This window comes from Paenibacillus sp. JT31N17 (assembly GCF_056269255.1).
Window position 1 is genome coordinate 918,118 of record NZ_JBWDNP010000002.1, and the last position, 22,251, is coordinate 940,368.

23 protein-coding genes are annotated in these 22,251 nt (G+C 51.6%); 21 read left to right on the top strand and 2 right to left on the bottom strand.

Annotated features, from left to right (window positions below):
• The first annotated feature begins 33 nt into the window (after positions 1 to 33).
• From AC0YOB_RS11565 to yajC, 21 genes are all read left to right on the top strand, one after another.
• Positions 34 to 1,308, top strand: coding sequence for an Rne/Rng family ribonuclease (locus AC0YOB_RS11565; protein ID WP_475789900.1), 1,275 nt, complete (start codon positions 34 to 36; stop codon positions 1,306 to 1,308).
• A 204-nt stretch (positions 1,309 to 1,512) separates the two neighbouring features.
• The gene (rplU, locus tag AC0YOB_RS11570) at positions 1,513 to 1,824 is read left to right on the top strand and encodes a 50S ribosomal protein L21 (RefSeq protein ID WP_475765233.1); all 312 of its coding nucleotides are present in this window, start codon (positions 1,513 to 1,515) and stop codon (positions 1,822 to 1,824) included.
• A gap of 14 nt (positions 1,825 to 1,838) precedes the next feature.
• Entirely contained in the window at positions 1,839 to 2,177 is a 339-nt protein-coding gene (locus tag AC0YOB_RS11575) for a ribosomal-processing cysteine protease Prp (RefSeq protein WP_475789899.1), read from the top strand.
• A gap of 17 nt (positions 2,178 to 2,194) precedes the next feature.
• Complete coding sequence (rpmA, locus tag AC0YOB_RS11580) at positions 2,195 to 2,509, top strand: 50S ribosomal protein L27 (RefSeq protein WP_210045658.1); 315 nt, start codon at positions 2,195 to 2,197, stop codon at positions 2,507 to 2,509.
• Between the two features lie 297 nt (positions 2,510 to 2,806).
• The gene (locus AC0YOB_RS11585) at positions 2,807 to 3,364 is read left to right on the top strand and encodes a Spo0B domain-containing protein (protein ID WP_475792955.1); all 558 of its coding nucleotides are present in this window, start codon (positions 2,807 to 2,809) and stop codon (positions 3,362 to 3,364) included.
• A 14-nt stretch (positions 3,365 to 3,378) separates the two neighbouring features.
• Complete coding sequence (gene obgE, locus AC0YOB_RS11590; protein WP_475789897.1) at positions 3,379 to 4,701, top strand: GTPase ObgE; 1,323 nt, start codon at positions 3,379 to 3,381, stop codon at positions 4,699 to 4,701.
• 358 nt (positions 4,702 to 5,059) lie between these two features.
• Positions 5,060 to 5,497 (top strand): ACT domain-containing protein, encoded by a 438-nt coding sequence (locus AC0YOB_RS11595; protein ID WP_210045661.1) that lies wholly within the window; start codon positions 5,060 to 5,062, stop codon positions 5,495 to 5,497.
• 23 nt (positions 5,498 to 5,520) lie between these two features.
• The gene (locus tag AC0YOB_RS11600) at positions 5,521 to 6,807 is read left to right on the top strand and encodes a homoserine dehydrogenase (protein ID WP_475792956.1); all 1,287 of its coding nucleotides are present in this window, start codon (positions 5,521 to 5,523) and stop codon (positions 6,805 to 6,807) included.
• 168 nt (positions 6,808 to 6,975) lie between these two features.
• Positions 6,976 to 7,956 (top strand): homoserine kinase, encoded by a 981-nt coding sequence (gene thrB / locus AC0YOB_RS11605; protein WP_475792957.1) that lies wholly within the window; start codon positions 6,976 to 6,978, stop codon positions 7,954 to 7,956.
• Complete coding sequence (gene pheA / locus AC0YOB_RS11610; RefSeq protein ID WP_475789894.1) at positions 7,953 to 8,819, top strand: prephenate dehydratase; 867 nt, start codon at positions 7,953 to 7,955, stop codon at positions 8,817 to 8,819. The genes thrB and pheA overlap by 4 nt, the downstream gene beginning before the upstream one ends.
• Before the next feature lie 25 nt (positions 8,820 to 8,844).
• Positions 8,845 to 9,726 carry a branched-chain-amino-acid transaminase gene (gene ilvE / locus AC0YOB_RS11615; protein WP_475792958.1) on the top strand — a complete coding sequence of 294 codons (882 nt, stop codon included), beginning with the start codon at positions 8,845 to 8,847 and terminating at the stop codon, positions 9,724 to 9,726.
• Positions 9,727 to 9,894: 168 nt separating this feature from the next.
• Positions 9,895 to 11,514, top strand: coding sequence for a LysM peptidoglycan-binding domain-containing protein (locus tag AC0YOB_RS11620; RefSeq protein ID WP_475792959.1), 1,620 nt, complete (start codon positions 9,895 to 9,897; stop codon positions 11,512 to 11,514).
• 199 nt (positions 11,515 to 11,713) lie between these two features.
• Entirely contained in the window at positions 11,714 to 12,418 is a 705-nt protein-coding gene (locus AC0YOB_RS11625; protein WP_475792960.1) for a BofC C-terminal domain-containing protein, read from the top strand.
• Between the two features lie 164 nt (positions 12,419 to 12,582).
• Complete coding sequence (gene ruvC, locus AC0YOB_RS11630; RefSeq protein ID WP_210045668.1) at positions 12,583 to 13,086, top strand: crossover junction endodeoxyribonuclease RuvC; 504 nt, start codon at positions 12,583 to 12,585, stop codon at positions 13,084 to 13,086.
• Positions 13,083 to 13,712 carry a Holliday junction branch migration protein RuvA gene (ruvA, locus tag AC0YOB_RS11635; protein ID WP_475792961.1) on the top strand — a complete coding sequence of 210 codons (630 nt, stop codon included), beginning with the start codon at positions 13,083 to 13,085 and terminating at the stop codon, positions 13,710 to 13,712. Before ruvC ends, ruvA begins: the two co-directional genes overlap by 4 nt.
• 20 nt (positions 13,713 to 13,732) lie before the next feature.
• Entirely contained in the window at positions 13,733 to 14,755 is a 1,023-nt protein-coding gene (gene ruvB / locus AC0YOB_RS11640) for a Holliday junction branch migration DNA helicase RuvB (protein WP_210045670.1), read from the top strand.
• Between the two features lie 103 nt (positions 14,756 to 14,858).
• The gene (locus tag AC0YOB_RS11645; protein ID WP_210045671.1) at positions 14,859 to 15,296 is read left to right on the top strand and encodes a thiol-disulfide oxidoreductase DCC family protein; all 438 of its coding nucleotides are present in this window, start codon (positions 14,859 to 14,861) and stop codon (positions 15,294 to 15,296) included.
• A gap of 22 nt (positions 15,297 to 15,318) precedes the next feature.
• The gene (locus AC0YOB_RS11650; RefSeq protein WP_475792962.1) at positions 15,319 to 17,469 is read left to right on the top strand and encodes a SpoIID/LytB domain-containing protein; all 2,151 of its coding nucleotides are present in this window, start codon (positions 15,319 to 15,321) and stop codon (positions 17,467 to 17,469) included.
• Positions 17,470 to 17,479: 10 nt separating this feature from the next.
• Positions 17,480 to 18,526 carry a tRNA preQ1(34) S-adenosylmethionine ribosyltransferase-isomerase QueA gene (gene queA / locus AC0YOB_RS11655; protein WP_475792963.1) on the top strand — a complete coding sequence of 349 codons (1,047 nt, stop codon included), beginning with the start codon at positions 17,480 to 17,482 and terminating at the stop codon, positions 18,524 to 18,526.
• A 2-nt stretch (positions 18,527 to 18,528) separates the two neighbouring features.
• Entirely contained in the window at positions 18,529 to 19,677 is a 1,149-nt protein-coding gene (gene tgt / locus AC0YOB_RS11660; protein ID WP_475765266.1) for a tRNA guanosine(34) transglycosylase Tgt, read from the top strand.
• A gap of 18 nt (positions 19,678 to 19,695) precedes the next feature.
• Positions 19,696 to 19,998 carry a preprotein translocase subunit YajC gene (gene yajC, locus AC0YOB_RS11665; RefSeq protein ID WP_210045674.1) on the top strand — a complete coding sequence of 101 codons (303 nt, stop codon included), beginning with the start codon at positions 19,696 to 19,698 and terminating at the stop codon, positions 19,996 to 19,998.
• Positions 19,999 to 20,123: 125 nt separating this feature from the next.
• On the opposite strand, the gene AC0YOB_RS11670 is transcribed toward yajC, so the two are convergent.
• Positions 20,124 to 21,119, bottom strand: a complete 996-nt coding sequence (locus tag AC0YOB_RS11670) for a class I SAM-dependent methyltransferase (RefSeq protein WP_475792964.1) — start codon at positions 21,117 to 21,119, stop codon at positions 20,124 to 20,126.
• 255 nt (positions 21,120 to 21,374) lie between these two features.
• Entirely contained in the window at positions 21,375 to 22,244 is an 870-nt protein-coding gene (locus AC0YOB_RS11675; RefSeq protein WP_475792965.1) for a phosphatase PAP2 family protein, read from the bottom strand.
• Positions 22,245 to 22,251: the final 7 nt, after the last annotated feature.

Below are 22,251 nucleotides of genomic sequence, written 5' to 3' on the forward strand. Positions count from 1 at the left end.
CCAGAACACCTACTGGGCAGGTGATAAATCAAGATGAAGCTGATGCTAGTGCATAGTGAAAAGGATAGACTGCAAATCGCAATCGTCGATAAAGGCCGTTTATTGGAATTTTATATGGAAACCAGAGAGATGGACAGCCAGCTTGTCGGGAGTATATTTAAAGGCAGAATCGTGAATGTCCTTCCAGGCATGCAGGCGGCGTTTGTGGATATAGGACTTGTCAAGAACGCATTTCTGTATATTGACGACGTGCTTCATCCCCATCTGGACCAGCAGCCGAAGGAGAAGCCGACGATCGCTCAGCTTCTGCGGGTCGGTCAGGAGATTCTGGTGCAGGTTGTCAAGGAGCCTCTTGGAGGAAAAGGGGCGCGCGTAACCACACATTTCTCGCTGCCGGGGAGATTTCTCGTGTATATGCCTCATGCCGCCTATGTCGGAGTTTCCAAAAAAGTGAAGATGGAGCAGGAGCGGACAAGGCTGCGTTCATTTGGTGAACGTTTCCGCCATTCTGATGAAGGAATCATTCTGCGTACCGCGGCCGAGGGCGAGGCCAGTGACGCGCTGCAGACGGATGTGCAGTTCCTGCGGGAGCTGTGGCAGGGAATTGAGGCCCGTTCGGAGGATACTCCGGTACCTGCGGAGCTTCACCGCGAGGCAGGTCTTGCCCACCGGCTGGTGAGAGATCTGCTTACTGTGGAAATGGACGAGGTCTGGATCGACGATCAGGAATTTTACACCGAGACGGAAGCATTAATCAGGCAAATGGCGCCTACCATGCAATCCCGGCTGCGGTTCTATGATCAGTCTCACTCCAGTCATTCTTCTGTCGGGCTCATGAACCGCTATCAGGTGAATCATCAGCTGCAGGAGGCATTCGAGCGCCGTATCCGTCTGAGCAGCGGAGGAGATCTGGTCTGGGATGAAACGGAGGCTTTTACCGTGATTGATGTCAATACCGGTAAATTTGTCGGTTCGCGCGATTTGGAAGATACGGTGTTCCAGACGAATATGGAAGCGGCCGAGCAGATTGCCAGATTGCTGCGGCTGCGTGATGTAGGCGGCATTATTATCATTGATTTTATTGATATGGAGCAGGAATCGCACCGCGAACAGATCGCACACCGGCTGGAGAGTTTGCTCAAGCTTGACCGCACCAAATGCCAGGTTGTCGGCTGGACCCGTCTTGGACTGCTGGAGCTGACCCGCAAGAAGGTTCGCGATCATGTCATGAATCAATTGCTGGAGGTTTGTCCGGTTTGCAAGGGCAGGGGCAGAGTGAATATGTCCAGACCATCGGGCGGCAAGTAAATTAACCGGCAGTTTGATAGCTGGAATGGAATTATATTGTTGCTATTGTGACTGATCCTGTGATAATATATTATGGTGCCTGTAGAAGTGGGATTTTTCCCCTGCAGTCATTTACCGCACAGAACAGGTTGACAAGCCCGGCCGGTTATTGAATCGGAAGGCACCTGCATCAGGCGAGTCTTCGAAAATAAGGAGGTGCACTACATGTTCGCGATTATTGAAACGGGTGGTAAACAATACAAGGTTCAAGAAGGCGATGTTCTTTACATCGAGAAATTGAACGCCGGTGATGGCGAGAGCGTAACGTTCGACCGCGTACTGGCTGTTTCCAATAAAGATGGTCTCGTAACCGGAACTCCCGTTGTTGCTGGAGCTTCTGTTACAGCTACAGTTGAGAGACACGGCAAAGGTCAAAAAATTATCGTTTACAAATACAAGGCGAAGAAAAACTACCGTCGTAAGCAAGGTCATCGTCAGCCGTATACGAAAGTAACGATTGGCGCGATCAAGGCTTAAGTGAGGTCCCAGGGATGATTACGATCACTATTTTGCGGCATTCCGCCGAGAATTCACGTATCGTATCATTTGCGATTGAAGGACATGCGAAGTTTAAGAATCCAGGCAAAGATATCATTTGCGCCGGGGTATCGGCCATTTCGGTCGGTACAGTCAACGCGATTGAGGAGCTTGCGGGTCTGGAGCTTCCTGCTTCCATGGACAATGGGTGGCTGCAGTCTGATATTCCGGAGCAGAGCGATCCCGCTATGAACGAAAGGGTGCAGCTGCTGCTGGAATCGATGATTGTTATGCTCAGCACAATCGTAACCTCTTACGGAAAGTACGTTCAGATTCGTCAACTAACTCGGTAACAAAGGAGGGTACAACCATGTTGAAACTGAATCTTCAGTTATTCGCATCGAAGAAGGGTGTAGGTTCCACAAGAAATGGTCGTGACAGCCAATCGAAACGTTTGGGCGCCAAACGCGCAGACGGTCAATTGGTAACGGCGGGCAGCATCTTGTTCCGTCAACGCGGAACCAAAATCCATCCGGGCAATAATGTCGGGATCGGAAAAGATGACACATTATTCGCATTAATCGAAGGCGTTGTGAAGTTTGAACGCTGGGGACGTGTACGTAAGAAAGTTAGCGTATACTCGGTCGAGGCTGCTCCGGTAGCTGCGGCAGTCGAAGCGCAATAATCAAGCTCGCCCCGGTCTGCACGCAGGCCGGGGCTTCCTTTTTTTCCTTAGGCGGCGCCTGGAAGCATATGCTATACTGGTAATGGCTAGGAGAGAACAGGAAAGTAGGATCGGTCCATGAATCGCTTTAACAGGAACAAGTATTATGCAGCCGCGTCATTGATTATCCCAACCGCTGCCGTTCTCACATGGCGGTTTGAGCCTTGGTTTTTAGCGGGTTTCGTTGTTTGGTTCTTGGCGGCCGGAGCGGTCTGGGCATGGTGTGTACGAAAAGAATTTGCGTTACGGGAAGCCCGGATGATTCATGTGCTGCAGACATTATCAATTACAACTTTGAATCATCATCGTCATGACTGGATGAATGATTTGCAGGTTTTATACGGCTATATCAGGATGCAGAAGGCCGAGAAGGCAGTTCAATGTGTGGAGCAAATAAGAGAACGAATGATGACTGAGAGCAAGATCGCCAAGCTCGGCGTTCCATCGCTTGTCACTTTTCTGCAGTCCTTTCGAACGCTGACGAATGACGTGGAGCTGGATATTGATATTGAGGGTGACCTTAATTTCATGGAATTGGGTATTGACGGTCATCGCGCAGCACAGACTATGCAGGACATTATTGATGCGTACCGGATCGCGGTTAAACCGGATTCCGGAGATGCGGCCAAGCTGCTGGTCGATCTATCGCTGAACGAGAATACAATGACCGCTTCGTTTCATTATGACGGCGGAATGAAGGATACAAACGAATGGAAGCATAAATGTAAGCGGGCGATGACAGATTCGCCGCTGAGGGCAGCCGGAGCGGATATAGAGCCGGACAATTTGGTGCTCCATGCGGAGCTTGTGAAATAAACGGAGGCTGGGGCATGTTTGTCGACAAAGCAAAGATTTTTGTAAAAGGCGGGGACGGCGGTAATGGTATCGTATCCTACCGCCGGGAGAAATATGTTCCCGAGGGCGGACCGGCCGGCGGAGACGGGGGCCGGGGAGCCGATGTGATTTTTCGCGTGGATGAAGGGCTTCGGACGCTGATGGACTTCCGGTATCAGAAGCATTTCAAGGCGGAGAAGGGCGAACGCGGCAAAGTGAAAAGCATGCATGGAGCCAATGCCGAGCACATGATTGTCCGGATACCGCCAGGCACGATTATTATTAATGACGATACCCAGGAAATTATTGCCGATATGACCCAGCACGGCCAGCAGATCGTTGTAGCGCGCGGCGGACGGGGCGGACGGGGAAACTGCCGGTTTGCCACCGTAAGCAATCCGGCTCCGGATTTTGCCGAGAACGGTGAAGAAGGCCAGGAACGCTGGATCGTTCTCGAGTTGAAGGTAATGGCGGATGTTGGACTGGTCGGATTTCCGAGTGTAGGCAAGTCTACGCTGCTCTCGGTCGTTTCGGGGGCGAAGCCGAAGATCGGCGCGTACCATTTTACAACGCTGTCACCGAATCTTGGTGTGGTCGAAGTCGGCGACGGCCGGAGCTTCGTCATGGCGGATCTGCCAGGTTTGATTGAGGGAGCTCATGAAGGCGTGGGACTGGGCCATGATTTTCTGAGACATGTAGAGCGGACGCGTGTTATTGTGCACGTGGTCGACATGTCCGGATCCGAAGGCAGAGATCCATTCGAGGACTGGAACAAGATCAATGAAGAGCTGGCTCTGTATAATCCGCTGCTGGCTAAACGTCCTCAAATTATTGCCGCCAACAAGATGGACATGCCGGATTCGCAGGAGCAGCTGGAGCTGTTCCGGGAACAGTTGAGCGGGCTTGACGGCGAGATGGAGTACGAGATCGTTCCGATGTCTTCTCTAACCAAGCAGGGTGTACAGGAACTGCTCTACAAAGCCGCGGATCTGCTTGAAACCGTACCGGAAATGCCGCTTATCGAAGAGGTCAAGGATGTAGCAGAGCGTAAAGTATATACGCTGGAGCAGCAGGAAGACGAGTCCTTTACCGTCGGCAAGGAAAACGAAGGCTTTTATGTCGAGAGCGCAGCAATCGAGAAATTTATGAGGCGCGTCAATTTGAACACGCATGATGCCGTCATGCGGTTCGCCCGCACTCTGCGGAAAATGGGAGTCGACGCCGAGCTGCGTAAAATCGGAGCGAAGGACGGCGACACCGTTCGGATCGGGGATTTCTCATTCGAGTTCTTCGAGGGCAGCGATTATTTCTACGAATAAACGCTTCTCCCGCACTGGCTGATTTGGCATAGAAATGAAGTGGGACAGGAATAAGACGGACCCGGATAATATGCCGGGTCCGTCTTATTTTTTATTGGAACTACAAGAAAAATATAAATTAGGTCTATACTATGCCAAAGCTTCTAGGGTCAAGAAGCTTTGTCCCTGAGGACGGCAAAGCGGTTTCTTCTTGCTTAAGAAGACGCATACGGGAGCATGAAGCCTCAGGCTTCCCACTTCGGTCAAATCAGGTATAATAGAAATATTGTGTTCATGGAATTGCCTATTGCCGCTTCGGTGGATATTCGATATAATGTCCACTATAGAAGAACAGATGTCTTTCTTAGGAGGACGGTTAGTGGCGGAACGATATTTTATCGTCCGAGAGGACATTTTGCCTGAGGCGATTGTCAAAACGATTCAGGTCAAAGAGATGCTCCAGCGCGGCGAGGCCGCTACTGTTCATGAAGCGACGGAGCGTGCCGGCCTGAGCAGAAGCGCCTTCTATAAGTACAAGGATGGCGTTCATATGCTGAATCAGCTCGAACGTGAACGGATCGTCACGATTTCGATGGATTTGGATCACCGCTCCGGCGTCTTGTCCAAAGTGCTTGGTCTTGTTGCAAGCTCGGAGGGCAATGTGCTGACGATTCACCAGAGCATTCCGCTTCAAGGATTAGCCAATGTAGTAATTTCTGTCGATACTTCGCAGATGGGCGGGACGCTGACGGAACTTATGACGGCCATTCATGAACAGGATGGCGTCCGCAAAGCGTCGGTCATCGGACAAGGATAGAACGAGTTGATGGAGGAGAAATCATGAAACCGGTAAAAGTGGGACTGCTTGGTCTTGGTACGGTTGGAACGGGTGTTGTTCGGATCGTCGAAGGACATCAGGAGGATTTGCAGAGCCAGGTGGGCTCGCCGATCGTTATTGATAAGATATTGGTGCAAAATGTGAATAAGAGCCGCTCGGTGAGTATTGATCCGGGCAAGCTTACAGAGGATCCCTGGGATATTATTCATGATCCGGATATTTCTGTTATTGTCGAGGTCATGGGCGGGATTGAACTGACCAAAGGCTATATTCTCGAAGCATTGGCGAAGGGCAAACATGTCATTACGGCAAATAAGGATCTGATGGCTCTGCATGGACCCGAGATTCTGGCCAAAGCGCAGGAGCATGGATGCGATGTGCTCTATGAAGCCAGCGTCGCCGGAGGCATACCGATCATCCGCACGCTCGTCGAGGGTTTTTCATCTGACCGGATTACAAAAATTATGGGGATCGTCAACGGAACGACCAACTTCATCCTGACCAAAATGACGCAGGAGGGCACTGCGTATACGGAAGCGCTGGCTGAAGCCCAGCAGCTCGGCTATGCCGAAGCGGATCCGACATCGGATGTCGAAGGGCTGGATGCAGCCCGCAAAATGACCATTCTTTCGACACTTGGCTTTCGTGCGAATATTGCACTGGAAGATGTCGATGTGAAGGGAATTTCATCGGTCAGCCGCGAGGATATTTTATATGCGGGCCGGCTTGGATATGTGGTGAAGCTGCTTGGAATTGCAGAGAGCCAGGATGACTTTATCAGCGTCAGCGTGCAGCCGACAATGGTGAAGCATACCCATCCGCTTGCTTCGGTCAATGGCGTCTTTAATGCGGTTTATGTATTTGGCGAAGCCGTTGGCGAAACCATGTTTTACGGCGCCGGAGCAGGAGAGCTGCCGACGGCTACATCGATTGTGGCTGATCTGGTGGCTGTCATCAAGAATTTGAAGCTCGGTGTCAACGGCAAACAGGCGCTGCTCTCTTATAAGCAGAAGAAGCTCAAGACCGACGAGCAGATTGCATCGAAGTATTTTATGCTGCTGCATGTCGATGACCGCGCAGGCGTTCTGGCGAAGATCACGCAAGCCTTTGCGGAATGCGAGGTCAGTCTGGAATCGGTGCTTCAGCAGCCCAATGCAAGCATAACCGAAGCGGAAATCATCATTATTACGCATGATGCCAGCAAAGCGGCAGTTCTGAAGGTGCTGGAATCCTTTGAAAGTATGGATGTAGTTAAGACCATCAGGAGCGTTTACCGTGTAGAAGGCTGACTCACGCTTTAAGCAAGGAAACTAACTTTGCCGCCCAGGGGGCATCAAAGCCGTTTCTCTATGTATAACCCTTTTTGAAGGAGTATTGACACGTATGAGATACCTTGGTTTGCTTCAGAACGGCAAAAAATATTTGCCTGTAGTATCCGGATTGGGATGTGGTATACGATGACTGATCGCAAAATAATCGTTAAGGTTCCTGCCAGCACGGCCAATTTGGGTCCAGGTTTCGACACGCTGGGCATGGCGCTTTCCCTCTATTCCTGGCTGGAGATGTCAGTACCCCGAAGCGGCAAGACGGTCATTGAACTGCATGGCGAGGGCTTGGATGGCATTCCGCTGGATAAGTCCAACCTGATTTACAAAGTAGCACAGCTGGTATTCGCAGAGGCAGACATTGAAATTCCGGAGCTGCACATCGCCATGTACAGCGATATTCCGCTTACCAGAGGACTTGGGAGCAGCGCATCGGCTATCGTCGGAGCCTTGACGGCGGCCAACGCCCTGGCAGGCTTCCCGCTGACGGACGACCGGCTGTTCCAGATTGCGACGAAGCTGGAAGGGCATCCCGATAATGTCGGGGCTTCGCTTTTTGGAGGCATTGTTGTCTCGGCCTGGGACGGAGAGCGGGCGGAGAAGGTTCGCCTTGATCCGCATGGAGATCTTGAGGTCCTAGTGGCCATTCCGGCCTTTCATCTAGCAACGGAAAAGGCCCGTCATGCACTGCCCGCGCACATACCGCATGCAGATGCAGTCTTCAATGTCGGCAGCAGCTCGCTACTCGTCGCCGCATTGGCAAGCGGGAAGCTGGAGCTGATCAAGCATGCGATGCGGGACCGGCTGCATCAGCCTTACCGGGCCGCACTAATTCCGGGAATGCAGGAAATACTGAATAAGGCAACAGAGTACGGTGCTCTTGGAGCTGCTCTTAGCGGGGCTGGGCCGACACTGCTGACTCTTGTTGATACTAACAGTCTGCGCAAGGCGGAACTGGAGCAGTTTCTCATTCAGACACTCGGCAAGGCAGGAATCAAGGCGGAGACGCTGTGGCTTAAGCCATGTGCGGCTGGCCCTGAATTAACCATTCTGCAGGGTGAAGAGAGCGGCGGCTCGCTGCTGGAGCGGATTAAAGGAGAAGTAAGAGCATGATACGAGTTGCGTGTTTGACACAAGGATCAACATCGGATGAGGCGGCGAGATACCTGTTCTCCGGCGTCGAGGTTGATTACAAGTACTTTCGGATTATTGGAGATGTTTTTCTTGCCACAGCCGACGGGACAACCGACTACAGCATTATTCCAATAGAAAATACGATTGACGGCTCCGTAAGCCTACATACCGATTGGCTGGTTGATGAGGTGAATCTGCCGATTCAGGCCGAGTGGGTATATCCTTCCATCCAGAATCTGATCGGGCCGCTGGCAGAGCTCTCCGGCGCAGACGGAGTCCTGGATTACAACCGGATTACCAAGGTAATGAGCCATCCTGTTGCCATGGCGCAGTGCCTGCAGTACCTGCGCAAGCATCTTCCGCATGCGGAACTGGAGCATGTGGGAAGCACGGCTGAAGCGGTAAGCATCGTAAGGGAAAATCCGCTAAGCGGATGGGCGGCTATCGGTCAGACGACGGCAGCATGGAACAACGGGCTTGATGTGCTTGAGCGGGGCGTAACCGATCATGACAACAATTTTACACGATTTCTTCTTATAGGCCCGGAGCCGTTGACCAGCAGACAATCACAGGCATATAAAACAAGTATATTAATTACGCTGCCGGAGGATTATCCGGGTGCGCTTCATCAGGTGCTGTCGGCTTTCGCGTGGCGCAAAATCAATCTATCCCGCATCGAGTCGCGCCCGACGAAAAAAAAGCTCGGCAATTATTATTTTCTGATCGATATCGAAATGTCATTGGATACCGTATTGCTTCCATCCGCAATCAGCGAGATTGAGGCAATTGGCTGTCAGGTCCGAACGCTGGGCAGCTATCCCAGCTTCACATATGAAGGCTAATATTCCTGGAGGTGCACACACGCATATGGCAGAGCAAGTTATCTATTTGAATGGAGAATTCGTTACTAAGGAAAATGCAAAGGTATCGGTTTACGATCATGGCTTTCTTTATGGCGATGGAATATTTGAAGGGATTCGCATATATAACGGCAATATTTTCAAATGCAAGGAGCATCTTGACAGGCTGTACGACTCGGCAAAATCCATTATGCTGGATATTCCCCTTTCCTATGAGGAAATGGAACAAGCCTTGGTCGAGACAATCCGGCGCAATGAGTTCCGCGACGGGTATATCCGGCTGGTTGTGTCCCGCGGACCCGGCAATCTGGGGCTTGATCCGAAGCGCTGCCCGACCGCATGGGTAATCATCATCGTCGAACAGCTGGCCATTTACCCGCCTGAAGCATACCGCGACGGCCTTGTCTCTGTATCGGTATCCCAGCGCCGCAACATCCCGGATGCGCTCAATCCGAAGATCAAATCGCTCAATTACCTCAATAATATTCTGGTTAAGATCCAGGCTAACCTTGCAGGCGTAGGCGAGGCAATCATGCTGAATGCCCAAGGCTATGTGGCGGAAGGTTCAAGCGACAACATTTTTATTATCAAGAAAGGTGTCGTGTACACGCCGCCCTGCTATGTCGGAGCGCTTGAAGGCATCACCCGCGCAGCCATTATCGAGCTGTGCGATAAACTGGGCTATAAGCTTAAGGAAGAGCCGTTTACGCTTCATGACGTATTTGTGGCTGACGAGGTGTTTTTCACAGGGACGGCTGCAGAAGTTATCGCTGTGCGCGAGGTGGACGGCAGAACGATCGGCTCCGGCAAAGCGGGCCCAATCACAACACATTTGCTTGAAGAATTCCGTAAGATTGTTGAAGTTGATGGCGTAAAAGTATACGAGTAATCATTGTTTTATTAGGGCCTGCTGTGGGATTTTGTCCCGCGGCGGGCCAATTTTTTTTTTGCTAAAGAGTGTGGCAGCCGCCTATCTCTCGCATAGGATGTAGGGATTGGTGGATGGGCGTTCGCCGCTGCCCATAAACTACAGACCGTGACAGGAGGTAAGTGGCAAGTGAAAATTCATATTGTGAAAAAAGGCGATTCATTATATATGATCGCTCAAAAGTATGGCGTGTCTTTGGAAGACATTGTTGAGCTTAATCCATCCATAACAAACGTAGATATGATTGATGTGGGAATGAAGATTAAAATTCCGGCATCGAAGCCGGAAGACATGGAAATCATGCATCAGCATGAGGTTAAACAAGGGGATACACTTTGGAAGCTGTCCAAAGCCTGGGGCGTTCCGCTGAGCGATATGATTAAAGCCAATCCTCAGCTCAAAAACCCGAACGTTCTGCTGACAGGTGAGATTGTCAACATTCCCAAGACCAGCACTCCGGGTCAAATGCCGCATATGCACGATGAGCATCATGAGGATGCAGGCCATCATCCGCTTCATCCATCTTCGGTGATGCAAGGCGTACAGGGTTTGATGGGGAAAATGTCCACGGCACCCTTCATCGGCAAAAAGCCGACTGGGCAAAAGCCGAGCACGATGCCCGTTCCAACTCCTGTCCCGACACCGGTTCCCGTGCCCCTTCCCGAGCCTGCGCCTGCTCCTGCTCCAATGCCTGTTATGCCAGTGACGGAGAAGCCGAAAACGTACCCGATCCATGTCGAATACGAGAAGCATATCGATTTGTTTCAACAATACGGAGTGCCGGCTACCGAGGTAATGTCATTGTATGATATGCCTAATATGCCGGAGAATGTCTCGCCGGCAATGCAAACTCATGGATACGGCTATCCAATGACTTCCCCGGCAATGTCCGGAGGCTATGGCTATTCAATGCCGACCGCTGTGAGTCCCGCTGAAATGGGGCCGGCTAATTGGTGTCCGCCTGGGCAGGTGATGGGCTCATCAACGCTGCCTTGGGGAGCACCGGCGCCAATGCCCTACGGACCGATGGGCGGTTACGGGATGGAGAACGAAATGGTATCACCGGCAATGATGATGCCGCAAGGAGGCGGCTACGGTCATTATGATCAAACGGCCGTGTCTCCGGCAATGATGATGCCGCAAGGAGGCGGCTACGGTCATTATGATCAAACAGCCGTATCACCGGCAATGATGATGCCGCAAGGAGGCGGCTACGGTCATTATGATCAAACGGCCGTGTCTCCGGCAATGATGATGCCGCAAGGAGGCGGCTATGGTCATTATGATCAAACAGCCGTATCACCGGCAATGATGATGCCGCAAGGAGGCGGCTACGGTCATTATGATCAAACAGCCGTGTCTCCGGCAATGATGATGCCGCAAGGAGGCGGCTACGGTCATTATGATCAAACGGCCGTGTCTCCGGCGATGATGGGGCCATATGGAGGTTATCCGTCTGCAACGCTAAGCCAGGCGGAATCACCTTATCCGAGCTATAATTATGTCGGAAATGGCCAGGTTGCGGCCCAGCAGACCACCGGTTCCGGCAAAAAGCCCTGCAACTGCGGCTGCCATGACCGCGATGGGGAGGAGCAGGCTGAAATAAATGAGAGCGTCGAGCAGAGCCAACCGGCCAAGGTGGCTAAAATCCGCAAGCCAGCTGCCAAGCCAGCAGTCCGGGTATCCCGTAAGGCACAGACCCAGCAAAGACAGAAAAACCGCGGCTCCTACCCATGGATTAACCGATAATAGAATTTAAATATATGGCTCTCTCCGGTCCTCGTTGGACAGGGGAGAGTCTTTTACTAACTGCTGCCGAAGTGAAAAGTGTCATGTCCGGCCCGTCTTCTTCATTCTATCAGGACTTTTGTTTCACAATATTCCAAGGCGCATATTTCCTGAACAATGGAGGAATACTAGCAGAAAAGTTAAAAGGGGAGTTCCTCCAATGATGGAATTCAGCCTGTGGAAGCAGTTGAAGAAGAGAATCCGCCGCCGCCGCCGCTCCTTGTGGACGCTTGGCTCTATGCTTGTCCTGGTTAGTATTCCGGCACTATCCGAAGATGTTTATGCTGCTAGCCTTCAGGATAGCAGCGGCTCCATGAGCATAGCCTGGGTCGATGTATCCCGAATGCTGCCGGAGACGCATGGAGAGAGTGAATCCTCCCCTGCAGCCAGAAGCAGTGTCATCAAGCTTTTGGCTGAGCATCAGGGGCAGGTGAAGGTTTGGCTGCATCGGACGTATATTTGCGGTGAGGAGACGTCTTCACTTGGAACAGCGGATGCCCGAGCCGTTCTCGGGATGCTTAAACAACATCCGGAATGGACGGCGGTTATAGGTAAAAACAGTACGGTTGTGATGGAACAGCGGATGGATGACTTGTCAGAAGCTTGCAAAAGCCATGCCTATATTGGAATGGACAAGGATGGCAACCTCACATTATTCGATGGACCGCCGAAAAAAGAGAAAGTCATGCGGACCTTTTTTCAACTTGATGTTAATTACATGGAGAGCAGTCTGCCCAAGGAACGAATGGATGAATTATTGAATGGTATACGGATAAGCGATCTGGACGGATACAACAGCGTGTTGTCCACATTCAGCGACTATGCACTGGACGAGAGCGAGAAGGTCATGAAATCCACTTATTGAAATAGAGATGAAGCAGGACATGCGTGGGTTGCCGCATGTCCTTTTTTGTGTGCATATAAGATTCCGGTGAAGGACAAAACGCGTGTTCTCATTCCGCTTATCATTTGTTATAATGGGAGGTAGGCAAAAAAGGCCAATTGACTGGCATGAGGAGAGATTAGGCCTTGCGTGTATTAGGAATCGATCCGGGAATCGCCATTGTAGGATTCGGATTCATCGATAAAATAGGACATAAACTTGTTCCCGTCCAGTATGGCTGCATTGAAACCAAGGCGCATACTCCCCAGGAAGAGCGGTTATTGCAGGTGTATGAGTCGACTTGCTCGCTCCTTGACAAATATAAGCCGGATACTGTAGCGGTCGAGAAGCTTTTCTTCAACCGGAATGTGACAACAGCCTTTGCGGTTGGCCAGGCGCGCGGCGTTATCATACTGGCTGCCGCGCAGCGGGGACTGCCGGTTTCTGAATATACACCGCTGCAGGTGAAGCAGGCGGTTGTAGGTTACGGGAAGGCGGAGAAGCGCCAGGTGCAGGAGATGGTCAAGATGCTGCTGAAGCTAAGCGCAATCCCGAAGCCGGATGATGTTGCCGATGCGCTGGCCATCGGAATTTGCCATGCCCACTCATCTGTACTTACCGCCAAAATTAACGAGGTGACGCGCCGATGATCGATTTTGTGAGAGGCCGCGTTGTTCATCTGGATGCTGAATATGTGGTTATTGATGTCCGTGATATCGGATACCGTGTCTATACGCCCAATCCTTACGCGTTTGCGGCAGGGGATGAGAGTGTAACGGTTTATACCCATCATCACGTCAGAGAGGATGCTATACTGCTGTTCGGGTTTCGAAGCCGCGAGGAGCAAGCGATGTTTCGCAGGCTCCTGGAGGTTTCCGGAATCGGGCCGCGCGTGGCATTGGGAATCCTCGCGGGAGGACGTCCGGAGACAATTATCGCCGCCATCCAGCAGGAGAATGTAGCATTTCTGATGAAGCTGCCGGGAATCGGGAAGAAGACGGCACAGCGGATGATTCTGGACTTGAAGGATAAGCTTGCTTCCGTATCTCCGGGATTCGGCGTTAACGGAGGCTGGTCGCTTGAAGAGGACTTTGCTCCAGCTGGTGCAGGTGAAGGCGGTAAGGTTTGGCAGGAAGCACGTGAAGCCCTTGGCGCGTTGGGCTATACGGCGGCTGAGCTTGACAAGGCCTGGACCTTGCTGCAAGGCACGGCAGTTCCGGACGAGACAGTAGACGCGCTTATGAAAAGAGCGCTGCAGCAGTTGTTTAAAGGTTGAGGGGAAGGAGGCAGGCGTGAATGGATGATCGGATAATTTCCGCTAACCTCATGATGGAAGACCAGGCGGTGGAGCTTAGTTTGCGTCCCCGTTACCTGGCTGAATATATTGGCCAAACGCAGGTCAAGGAAAATTTGAAAGTGTTTATTGAAGCCGCCAAACTGCGCAAGGAAGCGCTCGATCATGTGCTTTTGTATGGTCCTCCGGGGCTTGGCAAGACCACGCTCTCCAATATTATCGCCAATGAGCTTGGGGTGAATTTGCGGACGACGAGCGGCCCTGCGATCGAGCGTCCCGGCGATCTTGCCGCATTGCTTACGAATTTGCAGGAAGGCGATGTGCTGTTTATCGACGAGATCCACCGTCTCCACCGGAGTGTGGAGGAGGTGCTGTACCCGGCTATGGAGGACTTTGCGCTGGATATTATGATCGGCAAGGGACCAAGCGCCCGCTCTGTCCGGCTGGAGCTGCCGCCCTTTACCCTTATTGGCGCCACCACAAGGGCAGGATTGCTCTCTGCGCCTCTGCGGGACCGATTCGGGGTGACCAGCCGACTGGAATTCTACAATGTTGATGAGCTTGCCTACATCGTCAACCGCGCTGCGGAAATATTGGGAGTGAGTGTGATTGGCGAGGCGGCCGGGGAGATTGCGACGCGCTCGCGGGGGACGCCGCGGATTGCCAACAGGCTGCTCAAGCGGGTGCGCGATTTTGCCCAGGTGCGCGGAGACGGGATTGTCACCCATGAATTGGCGCAATCAGCACTTGGTCTGATCCAGGTTGATGCGCTGGGGCTTGATCAAATCGATCACAAAATGCTCCGTGCCATGATTTCCAACTATCGCGGAGGTCCCGTGGGTCTTGACACCATTGCCGCTACAATCGGCGAGGAGAGTCAGACGATAGAGGATGTATACGAGCCTTATTTGATGCAAATCGGATTTCTCCAACGTTCTCCGCGCGGCCGCATCGTCACACCGCTCGCTTATCTTCACCTTGGTCTGCCTGTGCCGCAGCGTTTTACGGGTGATGAGGAGAGTTAGCGGCAGCCATAAGCGTGTGTTCGTTCGTATGCCTGCAATGACCCTTTGATAAGGAGTATAAGGGGTAGTTTGGCTGAAGGAACAAAGGAGGCGGTCTTCTCGGATGGGGAAGCGCGTGAAGGAAAATGAAGGCGAGAGGCTAATCGTTTTGTATGACGGTGTATGCAATTTGTGCTTGACCAGTGTGCGGCGAATGAAGGAGCTGCGCTCATCGGCGGATTTGAGGTTTATCTCCATCCAATCCCTCGAAGAGAGTGAAGAGGAGATTGCAAGCATTCAATCATTCCCCCGCGAACAACTGCTCTCCAGGCTTCACGTCATTGATCAGGGCGGGGCTGTCTATGCAGGAGCAGACGGTATAGTCCGTATTCTGCGTACTGTCCGTAATTTGAAGTGGGTAGCTCTTCTCTACCGTATACCGGGTATGCGGGGAATGGCTGATTACTTGTACAGATATATTGCTGCAAGACGTTATGACTGGTTTGGCAAAGCAGACGATGGCTGTACGAATGGGTCGTGCACCCTGCCGAGGCGTGAATAAGCATAAGGGGGATGAACGGCATATGAATGTCAAGCGTGCAGGCTCTGATAAGAAGGCTGCGGGATCAAAAGCTCCCAGAGCAAGCTACAACTGGGCCGCTACTGCAATGCTTTCAGCACTTGTATTTCTGCTGGTTGCTGCTGCACAGCCTGCTCAGAGAGCGGTTACGTCACTGGATACCATTCGGGTGGGGCTGTTCCTGGATGTTCCGGGCAATTATACACTGAATACGGCGACAGCCACAGTCTCGTCCGCAGCCCCGATCCAGGTGGGTTTGAGGCAGCCTTCCGGCGTTACGCCATTGTTTCAATCATCCGCTGGAGAGTCGATCCGTTTCACACTGGATGACTATAAGCCGAAGGTGCTTGAGACCGGCGACTTTCAGACGGCGCTCAGTGCGGCCAAACGGTTAAAAGCAATAGGCGGAACACCGCTGCTGACTTCCCTATTCAAAAACAACGGAACAGCATATCAGGTTCTTGAAGGTACATACACAACAGCAGCAGCAGCTCGCACCGCCAATGAGAAATGGCAGAAGGACGGCACAATCGCTGCTTTAGGAGGACAAGCCAAGCCGGATATCACCGGTCCGTTGCATGCTGAGGCAGGCTCATTCAAGACCCGGGAAGAGGCTGCAGCTGCGGCGAAAACGTTCGGAGCAGCGGGTATTGACGCGTTCGAAGCAATCAAATCTGTTGGAGGCGCAGCGGGTTCCTATACCGTCATTGTCGGCGCTGCTGCTGATTCGGCCGCATTGGACAGTATCAAAGCACAGGCTGCCGCAGCGGATAACGGCCTGCCGCTGACCGCAACCGATCCGGCCGCCGCTTATGTCATTATCCGCAATGATCATACCATCACGGAAGCGGCCGCCGCTCCTCAAATGCTGTATTCTGTCCCGATGGCCGAATCGAAGTTGTGGTTGTCCACAACAGCCTCCAGCGGAATCAAACTGACAGAACGATACAACCGCAGCTACCGGGGGCAAATTGAGCTGAGCGGAGTCAACAATAAGCTGACCGTTATTAATGAACTGCCCTTTGAACAATATCTGTATGCTGTTGTAGGGGCGGAAATGCCGGCCTCCTGGCCTGTCGAAGCGCTCAAATCGCAAGCGGTGGCTGCCCGCACCTATGCCTTGTTCCAAGGCTTTAAATTTCAGGTTGCGCATGTTGTGGATACGACGCTAAGCCAGGCTTACGGTGGAATTGGTTCGGAGAAGCCCACAACAATTGCCGCAGTGGATGCAACCAAAGGTGAGGTTCTTACGTATAACGGGAGCGTAATCGAAGCTTTGTTCTCTTCCAGCGCAGGCGGACAAACAGCTGATTCCATGGAAATCTGGGGCAATGATGTCGGCTATCTGAAGTCGGTAACGAGCCCGGATGAATCCTCCGAGAAGGGACTTAAGCATTGGCAACGCGCCGTCCTTCCGACAGGAGCGGTCGGTTATATCCGCGAGGATCTGCTGGAAGAGACGGGGGAGAAGAACGCAGCGGGCCAGCCGCTGATGCGGGTGAATGCCGACTCCGTTCAGGTCAGACCCGCCCCGTTGGTGGATGAGAAGGCAGCACCCGTGGCTGAGGTATCCAAAGGTACTCTGGTTACAGTCATTGAGACCGTAACTGAGTCCAACCAGATGTCGTGGATCAGGGGACCCTATACTTCCGACGCGCTGTTGGCGCTCATGAAGGGCAAGGTTCCAACCGCGGTGAGCGGAGCGGTCAAGACGTTCGAAGTGAGCCGGCAAGGTCCATCCGGACGTCCAACCGAGATTCTGGCCAATGGTCAGAAGGTGGATGTGAAAACACCAGATTCCTACCGTTCCGCTTTTGGAGGGCTGCCGAGCACATTGTTTACCATTGACCAAACCGCGCGCTTAACGATTGCAGGCGCCAGCGGCCGGGTCAGCGAGCGGCCGGCGGAAGACGGCACGCTTATGGCCGCGGGCAGCTCCCAAACGAAGGAGTTGAGCGGGAATATTTTCGTTCTGAGCGGTGATGGTACAGTGAGAGCGGCAACTGCGGAACCGGCGTTCCGGTTTGTCGGGCACGGAAACGGGCATGGCGTGGGTCTATCGCAATATGGCGCTTTGGGACTTGCAGGATCAGGGTATGACTACAAATATATTTTGCAATACTACTATAAAGATGTAACGATCGTGAAGGAATGACAAATGACCGATGAATGTAGATGATTTTGATTTTGAACTGCCGGAATCGCTTATTGCCCAAACACCGCTACCGGATCGTACCGCTTCCAGGCTGCTGAGCCTCTCCGCCGGGACAGGCGTTATCGGCCATCACCGTTTTGTAGACCTGCTGACGATGCTGGTCCCCGGAGACACCATTATACTTAATGATACGAGAGTAATGCCGGCCAGACTCATGGGGATCAAGGCGGATACAGGAGCCAAAGCCGAGCTGCTTCTGTTGAAACAACTGGCTGGAGACCGATGGGAAACCTTGGCCAAGCCGGGCAAACGCTTAAAAGTTGGCTCAGAGCTGATTTTTGGAGAAGACAGCCAAGGCCAGCCTCTTTTGAAGGCTACGATTATTGGTGAAGGCGACATGGGAGCCAGGATAGTTGAATTTCATTACACGGGCATCTTTAACGAGCTGCTCGACCGCCTTGGCGAGATGCCGCTTCCGCCGTACATCAAGGAACGGCTGGATGACCGTGAGCGGTATCAGACCGTTTACGCGAAGCATGAAGGCTCAGCCGCCGCTCCTACGGCAGGGCTGCATTTTACGCAATCGCTGCTGGAGCAGATAACGGCAAAAGGCGTTCATATTGCCTATATAACTCTGCATGTCGGACTGGGCACGTTTCGGCCTATGTCAGTGGAACGAATCGAAGAGCATACGATGCATTCGGAATATTACGAATTGAGCCTGGAGACAGCTGCTGTGCTGCAAGCGGCGCGTGAGCGCGGCAGCCGGATAATAGCGGTGGGGACTACCTCGGCCCGGACGCTGGAAACAGTGGCCAGCCGCTTTGAGGGAGGGCCGATACGCGAGAGCAGCGGATGGACGGATATTTTCATTTATCCCGGTTATACGTTCAAGCTTGTCAACGCGCTGCTTACCAATTTTCACCTGCCGAAGTCAACGCTTGTCATGCTGGTCAGTGCGCTTGCAGGGCGCGAGGCGGTGATGAGAGCTTATCAGGAAGCAATTGATCGAGAATATCGCTTTTTCAGCTTTGGCGATGCGATGTTTATCTACTAGGAATGGACGAGAGCAAATTGGCGATTACTTACGAATTGATTAAAACCTGCAAGCAGTCCGGAGCCAGGCTTGGAAGGGTGCACACTCCCCATGGAGTCATTGAGACACCGGCATTTATGCCGGTTGGCACTCAGGCAACGGTCAAGACGATGAGTCCTGAAGAACTGAAGCAGATGGATGCCCATATTATATTGAGCAATACTTATCACTTGTTTATTCGCCCAGGACATGAAATTGTCAGGAAAGCCGGCGGATTGCATAAGTTTATGAACTGGGACCGGCCTATTTTGACAGACAGCGGCGGATTTCAGGTATTTAGTTTGAGCAACATGCGTAAAATCAAGGAAGAGGGTGTGGAGTTTCGCTCCCATCTGAACGGGGACAAGCTGTTTCTCTCTCCGGAGAAAGCGATGGAAATCCAAAATGCACTGGGCTCCGATATTATGATGGCTTTCGACGAGTGCGCCCCTTATCCTGCGGAATATGATTATGTGAAGAAATCGCTGGAACGGACTACCCGCTGGGCGGAGCGTTGCCTGGAGTCCCACGCAAGACCTCAGGACCAGGGTCTTTTCGCTATTGTTCAGGGTGGCATGTTTGAAGATCTGCGGCGCCAAAGCGCGACCGAGTTGACTTCCATGGATTTCCCGGGGTATGCTATTGGTGGGCTTAGCGTTGGAGAACCGAAGGATATGATGTATAACGTGCTTGAATGTACGGTTCCGCTGCTTCCCGCCGGGAAACCCCGTTATTTGATGGGAGTAGGCTCACCGGATGCTCTCATTGACGGTGCGATCCGCGGAATTGATATGTTCGATTGCGTTCTGCCGACCCGTATTGCGCGTAATGGTACAACCATGACAAGCAGTGGAAGACTTGTTATACGAAATGCCAAGTATGCCGAAGATTTTGGGCCGTTGGATCCCGAGTGTTCCTGCTACACCTGTAAGAATTATTCCCGTGCATACATACGCCATCTTATCAAGGCGGAGGAAACGTTCGGTATCCGGCTTACGACGATCCACAATTTGCATTTTCTGCTGCAGCTCATGAGGGACGTTCGCGAAGCAATTATGGAAGACCGGCTGCTCGATTTCCGGGAGACCTTCTTTGCTCAATACGGTCTGTTTGAGAACACCAAAGGATTTTAAGGAAAGGGGTGAAAGAAAATGACAGGATTAACATCTATTCTGCCATTTGTACTGATGTTTGCGGTTTTTTATTTTCTCCTTATCCGTCCGCAGCAGCGCAAATCCAAACAACGCAGCAACATGCTGAGCCAATTAAAGAAAGGCGATAAAATCGTCACGATTGGCGGCATGCATGGAACGGTCTTGGAACTTAGTGATGATATCGTGGTTTTGCGTGTAAATGACGCGACGAAAATTACTTTCGACCGCAGTGCGGTGAATAACATTGTAACCGCAAGCGCACCAGTCTCACTTGATAAGAAAGAAGAGTCAGCTACATAAATAAACAGCCTTCTTGTCAATAAAAGGCCGGCATCTGAAGAGGTTTCTTGCCTCTATCAGCTGCCGGCCTTTTCAATTGGAATTAAGAGATTCAAATGTATATATTCCAGTGGGCGTGGGAAGATTTATGATTCCAGAGTGATGAAATACCAATGGCTTTCCGGATGAATGGGAATTTGCGAGACGATGTTAAGTCCGCTGACATGAGCCAAATCTGTGAGCTCTTCCCGGGTCGGTATCGGAAACGGTTTCTGCTGGGAAGGCGTGAGACTGTTGAAGGTATCTGAAAATATTTTACCGCTGGAGGCTGCATGAAGCGGAGTGATGATGGATACCGAGCCGTTTCCAGTCAGAAATCCGCTTACCTTCTCAAGCATCCATTTGCGATCCCGGGGTTTGATCTGATGCAGAACGTTATTCAGCATAACCAGATCAACCGGTTCTTTGGGACCCTTCCAGCTGCGAAAATCTCCCTGCACCAGCTCAATCCTGCCATGGTACTGACGCCTTGTGCCTTTTAAGGATTTGCCAATTAAAGAACGATTTTGCTCGATTCCGATTAATTTAAGTCTTCTGTCCCTTTTAGCCAGTTTTTTCAGATAGGTGGCACGGCCGCAGCCGATGTCCAGAATGGTTTTAGCTCCCTGCCTGCGCACCCACTGCAAGATTTTTGGGTAGGCGAGCGTCTCCAGCAAAGAGGAATAAGAAGTCGATAATGATTTGGAATATGTATGTGTGTTGTGGGAAGAGGCTGTCAACAGATCCGGGAAACGCAGCAGCGTCGGTATGTGGATCTCCATCATTTCCTCCAGCCAGTGTCCTATCGATTCGTTGCTTTCGCTTGAAGCATACTGCCGCATGATGGAGCTTGTCATATAGATATCCCCGGTTTTATGCAAATGCCCGACTTCAATCCCCACATCAGCCCACTGTTGAAGCAGCAGAGGATCCAGCCCATAGCGTTCGGCAATATGGGCAATAGTGCCTCCCTGAGAGAACCGGTCAAACAGCTGGGCGGTATAGCCAACATAAGCATGCCAGCTCGAGATGAAGGAGGTATTTTGTTTTGCCCATTTTTTGGCCTGAAAATGGCGGTTCCATTCAATTATGTGCTCTATCATGAGAGCACCTCCCATTGTGGTAGTTGATGAATTGCTTGGTTGTTGTGACCCAAAGCTTCTGGATCGAATAGTTCTTTTGTTCGATGCAGAAGAGCATCATAGAAATAAATACCGCCATTTAGCCGAGTTGAAACGGGGACTGAAGTAGGAGAAGTACAGTTTCTTCAGGAATTCCTGGAAGTCAAAACAAAAAACACGCTCCGGCTGCAAGAGCCGGGCGTGCGGTGAAGAATGTGCGGGAAATCAGTTCAGAATTCATTCCTCCCGAACGAAACTGACATTTGCAGATCCTGGTGCTGGCGAAGCCTCGGGTCTTCTTTTGCGATTTTTGGATGGATCCTTGATCGCGCTGAACTTCATGCCGAGCGTCGAGGCCGCAAGGCCAAGTAGCAAACCTCCGCACATATCGATGAGCCAGTGTATACCCAGGTAGAAAATCGCAAAGATCACGACAACCGCACTGATGCTGCAGAACCAGGCCCAGCGTTTGTTGCCTGAGCGTATAGCCAGAATGGCAAGCGTTACGGATATGGAGGTGTGCAGGCTTGGGAAGCAATTATTTATTCCGGACAAGGCCCGGTATTCCGTCTCGAAGTGAGGAAAAGCGTCAAGCATCAAAAACTGTACAGTCGGATCATGCGCCCACACCTCATTGACAGGGAAATATAAATAAAACGGGATAGCTACAAGATAGTTCAGCATGATCGCGTAGCATAACGCGTAGAACATGCGCCGGGTTTTTTCCAGATACGTATAAAGACCGATTGAAGTGATGAGCAGCGCTTGAAATACAACGACATACATCATCGCCAGTACAGTCGTCAAAATATCATTTTTAAAGAAATGCTGCAGGTTGCCCACAAAATGACCTTCGATGGATTGAAAAAAAGTCGCGAAATCATGGTTGTTTGTCATATCTTGTTCAATAGAAAGCTCATATTTATTGAAAAATAAAATGAGCATCATTGCTGCAAAATGAAGCAGGTATTTGCGGTTTATCACCAACTCTTTCAGAAATAATCCGCCGATGCGGAGCGGGTTGCTCAAAGAACCATACGCCAATAAAATGACAACCACAATCGTGGTGTAGATGGCAACGGTTGTCATATTGTTGAACAGAATCATCGTATTT